Genomic DNA, 7,076 nt, shown 5'->3' with positions numbered 1-7,076 from the left:
AGCGAGTTGTGCCGCCGGATGAAGGAGTCGTCCACGATCTCCTCGACGCACGCGACAATCCAGAAGCCGGCTCCAAGGCGATCTCGCCCGCCCTGCCGAAGGCGGGGCCAAAAACACAGTTAGGGTTGCCTGGTGAGTACGGTCATCTTGCTGCGGCACGGGAAGTCCACCGCGAACGGGTCCGGCGTCCTGGCGGGGCGTACGCCGAAGGTCGGTCTCGACGACACCGGCCGCGCGCAGGCCGAGCGGCTGGTCGAGCGGCTGGCCGGCGTGCCCGTCGCCGAGCTGGTGGTGTCGCCGATGCTGCGCTGCAAGCAGACGGTGACGCCGTTGGCGACCGCACTGGGTCTGGACAAGACCGTGGAGCCGCGCCTGTCCGAAGTGGACTACGGCGAGTGGACCGGTCGTGAGCTGAAGACGCTGGTCAAGGAGCCGCTGTGGCGGGTGGTCCAGTCCCACCCGTCGGCGGCGGTGTTCCCCGGCGGTGAGGGGCTGGCCGCGATGCAGGCCCGCGCGGTGGCCGCGATCCGCGCGCACGACGCACGCATCACCGCCGAGCACGGCGACCATGCCGTGTGGATCGCCTGCAGCCACGGCGACGTGATCAAGGCGGTGCTGGCCGATGCCCTGGGCCAGCACCTCGACGCGTTCCAGCGCATCGTGGTCGACCCGGCGTCGGTGTCGGTGGTCCGTTACACCGAGACGCGGCCGTTCGTGCTGCGCGTGAACGAGAACGCCGGCGACCTGAAGGGCATCGTGCCGCCGCCGCCGAAGAAGACCGGCCGCGGCAAGAAGGCGAGCGACAGCGACGCGGTGGTCGGGGGTAGCACCGGGCGCTGAGCCCGGCGGACACGCCCTCGGCGGAAAGCGGCTCGACCAGGGCCGCGAAACCCGTAGGGTGGCGGGATCAGCGCGGGAAAGCACGTGAAGAACCAGGAGCCCAACCCGATGATTTCGCCGGACAACCCGTTCGCCACCCCGAGTGAGCTGCCCTACGCCCTGCCGCCGTTCGACCGCATCACGGTCGAGCACTTCCGGCCCGCGTTCGACGAGGGCCTGACCGCCCACGCCGCGGAGATCCACGACATCGCCGCGAACCCGGCGGAGCCCACGTTCGAGAACACGATCGCCGCGCTGGAGCGGGCGGGTGAGCTGCTGGAGCGGGCGTCCGGCACGTTCTTCAACGTCTCCGGCTCGGACTCGACCGACGAGATCCAGGAGATCCAGGCCGAGCTGGCCCCGAAGCTGGCCGCGCACTCCGACGCGATCCACCTGGACCCGCAGCTGTTCGCGCGGATCAGCGCGCTGCACGAGCGGCGCGAGAGCCTCGGCCTCGACCCCGAGTCGCTGCGTCTGCTGGAGCGCCGGCACACCGACTTCAGCCGCGCCGGCGCCGGGCTGCCCGAGGCCGAGCAGGAGAAGCTGCGCAAGCTCAACGAGCAGCTCTCGACCTTGCAGACGAAGTTCCAGCAGAACCTGCTGCGCGACACCAACGAGCTCGCCGTGGTCCTCGACGACGTCGCCGACCTGGCCGGGCTCGACGAGGGCGCGATCGCCACCGCCGCCGAAGCGGCTACCGCTCGTGGCGAAGAGGCCAAATACGTCCTGAACCTCACGCTCCCGACCGCACAGGCGGCCCTGGAGTCGCTGGAGAACCGCGCGGTGCGCGAGCGCGTCTTCACCGCCTCGGTCTCGCGGGGCAACCGCGGCAACGAGTACGACAACAACTCCGTCGCCGCCGAGATCGTCCGTCTGCGGGCCGAACGCGCGGCGCTGCTGGGCTACCCGGACCACGCGTCGTACGTGATCTCCGACGAGACTGCCAAGACCGCCGACGCAGCCTCGGGCCTGCTGGAGCGGCTGGCGCCGGTCGCCGTGGCCAACGCCCGCGTGGAGGCCGCCGAGCTGCAGCAGCACCTCGAGGCGGACGTCCCGGGCGCGACGCTGAAGCCGTGGGACTGGGCGTTCTACGCCGAGAAGGTGCGCCGCGAGCGCTACGAGGTGGACACCGCGGCGCTGCGCCCGTACTTCGAGCTGAACCGCGTGCTGACCGACGGCGTGTTCTTCGCCGCGAACCGCCTGTACGGCCTGACCTTCACCGAGCGCGACGACCTGCCGAAGTACCACCCGGAGGTGCGGACCTTCGAGGTCTTCGACGCCGACGGCGGCGGCATGGGCCTGTTCCTCGTGGATTACTACACGCGTGACTCCAAGCGCGGCGGCGCGTGGATGAACAACTTCGTGAGCCAGTCGGACCTGCTGGGGCGCAAGTCCGTGGTGGTCAACGTGCTCAACGTCGCGAAGCCGCCGGCGGGGGAGCCGACCCTGCTGACGCTCGACGAGGTCACCACTGTGTTCCACGAGTTCGGCCACGCGCTGCACGGGCTGCTTTCGGGCGTCGAATACCCGACGTTCTCCGGCCCGAGCGTGCCGCGGGACTTCGTGGAGTACCCGTCGCAGGTCAACGAGATGTGGATGCTGTGGCCCGAGGTGCTGGCGAACTACGCCAAGCACCACGTGACGGGGGAGCCGCTGCCGGCCGAGCAGGTCGCCAAGCTGGAAGCCGCGCAGCAGTACGGCGAGGGCTTCAAGACGACCGAGTACCTCGCCGCGTCGCTGCTCGACCTCGCCTGGCACCGCCTCGGCGTGGACGACCACGTCGACGACGTGCAGCGCTTCGAGTCCGCCGCGCTGGAGAAGGCCGGCGTCGCGCTGGAAAGCGTGCCGCCGCGCTACCGCACCACGTACTTCAACCACGTCTTCGGCGGCGGTTACAGCGCGGGCTACTACTCCTACATCTGGAGCGAGGTCCTCGACGCCGACACCGTGCAGTGGTTCCGCGAGAACGGCGGCCTCAAGCGCGAGAACGGCGACCACTTCCGCTCGACGCTGCTCGGACGCGGGGGGAGTGTGGACCCGATGGAGGCGTTCGCGAACTTCCGCGGTCGTCAGCCGGAGATCCAGCCGCTGCTGGAGCGCCGGGGTCTCGCGGGGGCCTGATCGTCTTTTCGGGTGGGGCCGGCCGTTCTCGGGCGGCCCCACTTTTGTCTCCTGTGGACTGTATAACGACCTATACGGCCGGGGTTTGGTCCGGCGTGGTCACTCCAGAGGGAACAAGATCGGGCTGATGAGGTGCTGGCGCCGGCCGGCGGCGGGCTCGTTGCGCAGCCGGGGGAGGAGTACTTCGCGGAGATCGGTGATGAGCTCGGCGAGCTCCTCGTGGCTCAGCCAGACCGAGTGCTGGCGGTAGCCCACCAGGTCCTCGACCGGATCTGCACCGGCCCGGCCCAGGTATGCGGTGAACTCGGCGATCAACGTCGTCATCGCGGTCGCGAACACCTTGCGGTGATCGTCGAGCGTCGCCGAGGCTGCCGCGTCCGCGTCGATCACCGCGCGGTCACGCCGCAGCCGGTAGCTGCGCTCGACGGCGCCGCGGACGCGTTGTTCCTCGGCCACTTCGAGGATTCCGGCTTCGGCGAGCAGGCCGACGTGGCGGTACAGGGTCGCCTTCGACACGTCGTGGATGCGCTCGGCCAGCTGGGTGGTGGTCAGGGGGCGCCCGCCGGAGAGGGCGTGCACCACACGCAGCCGCACCGGGTGCACCAGGAGTTCCAGATCGTCCACGCCGTTATGTTCGCACATCTGCTACCGTTCTCAATGTTGAGAACGTTGGGCCGCTGGGGGCCCGGGACGGGAGATTCGGCGATGAAGGTCGACGTGGCACCACTGGGCGAGCACTACGACGTGGCCGGGCGCCGGCTGCTGCTGCATCGCTGCGGCTCCGGCGGGCCGCCGGTGGTGTTCCTGCCTGGCGCGGGCTTGATGGCGTATGACTTCCTGAACGTGCAGCAGCGCGTCGCGGAGTTCACCACGAGCGTGGTGTACGACCGGGCCGGCACGGGCTGGAGCGACGCTGTCGAGCTGCCCCGCACACCGGACGAGGTGACGGATGAACTGCGGGCCCTGCTGACGGCCGCGGACGTGCCCGGGCCCTACGTGCTGGCCGGACATTCGCTCGGGGCGCTGTATGCCCGCCGCTACGCGCAGCGCTTCCCCGGGGAGGTCGCCGGCCTGGTGTTCCTCGATCCGGGCCACGAGGACATCCTGGAATTCCTGCCGAAGGAGGCCGCCGAGCTGAACGAGAGCCTCAAGCCCGACCTGGCCGCCCTGCCCGAGCCGACTCCCGCGCAACTGGACGCGTCGCGTGACGCATTGCTGAAGCTGTACGCGAGCTGGCCCGACGGTGTCCGGGACGCGTTGGTGGACAAGCACCTCACGGAGTGGCGCACGGCGGTCCTGGAGACTCGGAACTTCGAAACCGAGGTGTACGACCAGGTCCGCGCCGGGGGAGTGCTGCCGGACGTACCGCTCGTGGTGCTGAGCGCACTCGGGGCCAACCCGTACTGGGCGCAGTTCGCCTCCCCGGAGCTGATGGATTCGATGCTCTCGGGGATCAAGGCCTTGCACGCGTCGATCGCCGCGTCCGTGCCGCGAGGTGAGCACCGCGCACTCGACGGTGCGGCGCACCAGACGATGCACCTGGAGCACGAAGACGCTGTCGTGGAGGCGATCCGCTCAGTCCTCTGAGGACGATCCGCGCGAGATGGCACCCCTTGAAGTGTATAACGACCTATACCGCTGGGCGTTGTGCACAAACCAAGTGGTCCCTCAAAGCCCCCACGTACCCCCAAACCCCTGCAAAGACCGGCACGCGGACGGCGGCCGATTCCTTTCGGCTCCGCGCGAGGTCTACCTCTTCGACGGTGCGGCTCGCCCCGAGCCGGCCGCGGTTCGGCAACCCGAGAAGAGAGCTGATCGCCGTGAGCATTCCCGCGACCATGCGCGCGCTGGAGCAGACTTCGCTCGAGGGGCCGCAAGACCTGCGGTTGATCACCGACGCGCCGGTGCCGGCTCCCGGCCGGGGTGAAGTGCTGATCAGGGTCCGGGCCGCCGGGGTCAACTTCGCCGACCTCTCGCAGGCCAGCGGGGTGTTCCGGGGTGGCCCGCAGCCGCCGTACCTGGCGGGTTTCGAGGCCGCGGGCGACGTTGTCGCGCTGGGTGAGGAGGTAACCGGCCTGGGGCCGGGGAGCCCGGTCATCGGCGTCGGGCCCGGTGCTTTCGCCGAGTACACGGTCCTGCCCGCGGCCGCGGCGATGCCGGTTCCTGCCGGCTGGACGGCCGAGCAGGCGCTGGGCCTGGTCGTGAACCGGCCGACCGCGCTCGCGGCGCTCAAGCCGCTGGGCCGGCTCACCTCGGGGGAGACGGTGGTGGTCCACGCCGCGGCAGGCGCGACCGGCCAGGCCGCGGTGAGGATGGCCAAGCACTACGACGCGACGGTCATCGCCACCGCTTCCCGGGGCAAGCACGAGACCGTGCGGGCGCTCGGCGCCGATCACGTCCTGGACTCCGCCACCCCCGAACTCGCCGCCGAAGTCCTGCGGCTGACCGGTGGTGCCGGTGCCGATCTGGTGCTGGAGTCCGCCGGAGGTGCCGGCTTCGCGGCCGGCCTGGCGTCGGCCAAGCCGGTCACCGGCCGGGTCGTCGTCTACGGCTTGGCGGGCGGCGAAGCCGCGATCACCAACTGGGACCTGGTGTACCGCCACCAGGTCCACGTCGTCGGCCTCAACCTCGGGATGCTGATCCGGGCGGCTCCCCGGATCTTCGGTGAGGTCATGGGTGAGCTGTCGGCCCTCGTCGCCGCCGGTGTCCTCCCGCCCGAACGCCCGGTCGTCTACGACTTGGCCGACGGCCCGCAAGCCCTCGCCGCGCTGGAGTCGAGGGTGACCGTCGGCAAGCTCGCCCTGCGGCCCTGACGTCGCGCTGACCTGGGGTTCGATACCTTCGTGCCACTTTGGGGGTCTTATGGGGTGACGGTCCCGATCCTCGGGAGCGGTCCAGACGAGGAGCAGGGCATGGTCACCAGGCAATCCACGGTCATCGTCATGCCGCGACCTGGGCTCGCCGCATGACGGCCCAGGTGCGGGAGCCGGCGGATCGGGACCGGTTCACCGCCGAAACCGAGCCGTTCCGGCGGGAGCTGCTGGCGCACTGCTACCGCATGGTCGGTTCTGCGCACGACGCCGAGGACCTGGTGCAGGAAACCTACCTGCGGGCCTGGCGGTCCTACGCCGGGTTCGAAGGCCGTGCGTCGATCCGGTCCTGGCTCTACAAGATCGCCACCAACGTCTGCCTGACCGCGGTGGAGCCGCGCAAGATCCGGATGCTGCCCTCGGGCCTGGGCGGTCCCCAGGAGGGATCCGAGACCTCGGCCAACCCCGTCGCGCCGGATGAGGTCTCGTGGCTCGAGCCGTGGCCGGACCGGTGGACCACCGCCGCCGCCGACGACCCGGCCACGTCGGTCGTCGCGCGCGAATCACTGCGCCTGGCGCTCATCGCGAGCCTGCAGCACCTGCCCGCCCGCCAGCGCGCGATCCTCATCCTGCGTGAGGTGCTCGCGTTCTCCGCGGCCGAAACCGCGCAGCTACTCGGAACCACCACGGCGGCGGTGAAGAGCGGGCTGCAGCGGGCCCGGGCGCGGCTGGGTGAGCTGGAACCGCGGCCGGAGCAGTTGCTGGAACCGGCTGACCAGCGGGCCCGGGCACTGCTCGACGGTTACATCGCGGCCTTCGAACGCTCGGATGCCGGTCTCCTGGCACAGGTGCTGCGCGCGGACGCGACGCTCGAGGCGACACCGTTCCGCGAGTGGCAGGCCGGGCTGGTGAACTGCATCCGCATGCTCGCCGCGGACGTGCTGGGCGCACCGGGGGACTGGCGGATGCTCGCCACCACCGCCAATGGCCAGCCCGCTGCCGTCGAGTACCGCCGAGACGAAGCCGGCGTGTTCCGGGGGAGAGGCATCGTGGTGCTGGACCCGACCGCCGCCGGCGTGTCCCGTGTCGTCGCGTTCCACGACGCGGCCCTGGTCACCCTGTTCGGCTTTCCCGAATCACTCCCAGACTGATCCTGACGGGTCGCGCCAAGTCCGGTGTAGACAGTCTCTCTCAAAATGTATAACGACCTATACGGCGGGCTGGGTGTGGGAGACAATCTGTCCTCCAGGAGCCCAACTCACCACC

The 7,076-nt window shown here is 70.3% G+C and carries 6 protein-coding genes; 5 read left to right on the top strand and 1 reads right to left on the bottom strand.

The features are described 5' to 3' along the window. The first annotated feature begins 132 nt into the window (after positions 1 to 132). Entirely contained in the window at positions 133 to 840 is a 708-nt protein-coding gene (locus tag ABZU76_RS48425) for a histidine phosphatase family protein (RefSeq protein ID WP_354884283.1), read from the top strand. 108 nt (positions 841 to 948) lie between these two features. Beyond that, positions 949 to 3,000: a M3 family metallopeptidase gene (locus ABZU76_RS48420; protein WP_354884294.1), complete on the top strand. Its 2,052-nt coding sequence runs from the start codon at positions 949 to 951 to the stop codon at positions 2,998 to 3,000. Positions 3,001 to 3,099: 99 nt separating this feature from the next. Here the strand turns inward: ABZU76_RS48420 and ABZU76_RS48415 are convergent, their stop codons facing one another. After that, complete coding sequence (locus tag ABZU76_RS48415) at positions 3,100 to 3,624, bottom strand: helix-turn-helix domain-containing protein (protein ID WP_354884280.1); 525 nt, start codon at positions 3,622 to 3,624, stop codon at positions 3,100 to 3,102. An 81-nt stretch (positions 3,625 to 3,705) separates the two neighbouring features. On the opposite strand from ABZU76_RS48415, the gene ABZU76_RS48410 reads away from it, so the two are divergent. The 3 genes from ABZU76_RS48410 (at position 3,706) to ABZU76_RS48400 (ending at position 6,961) form a co-directional block, all read left to right on the top strand. After that, the gene (locus ABZU76_RS48410; protein WP_354884277.1) at positions 3,706 to 4,587 is read left to right on the top strand and encodes an alpha/beta hydrolase; all 882 of its coding nucleotides are present in this window, start codon (positions 3,706 to 3,708) and stop codon (positions 4,585 to 4,587) included. 176 nt (positions 4,588 to 4,763) lie between these two features. Further along, complete coding sequence (locus tag ABZU76_RS48405; protein ID WP_354884274.1) at positions 4,764 to 5,813, top strand: zinc-binding dehydrogenase; 1,050 nt, start codon at positions 4,764 to 4,766, stop codon at positions 5,811 to 5,813. 152 nt (positions 5,814 to 5,965) lie between these two features. After that, positions 5,966 to 6,961, top strand: a complete 996-nt coding sequence (locus ABZU76_RS48400) for a sigma-70 family RNA polymerase sigma factor (RefSeq protein WP_354884271.1) — start codon at positions 5,966 to 5,968, stop codon at positions 6,959 to 6,961. Positions 6,962 to 7,076 lie beyond the last annotated feature (115 nt).

This window comes from Amycolatopsis sp. NPDC005232, from assembly GCF_040607795.1.
Lineage (GTDB): Bacteria > Actinomycetota > Actinomycetes > Mycobacteriales > Pseudonocardiaceae > Amycolatopsis.
Note: the sequence above shows the minus strand (reverse complement) of the source record. Positions and strands in the feature narration are given on the sequence as shown.

What these genes read in the sequence shown, in the direction of transcription:
- ABZU76_RS48420 (WP_354884294.1), top strand. Translation starts at nt 949, where the DNA reads ATGATTTCGCCGGACAACCCGTTCGCCACCCCGAGTGAGCTGCCCTAC.
- ABZU76_RS48410 (WP_354884277.1), top strand. Translation starts at nt 3,706, where the DNA reads ATGAAGGTCGACGTGGCACCACTGGGCGAGCACTACGACGTGGCCGGG.
- ABZU76_RS48400 (WP_354884271.1), top strand. Translation starts at nt 5,966, where the DNA reads ATGACGGCCCAGGTGCGGGAGCCGGCGGATCGGGACCGGTTCACCGCC.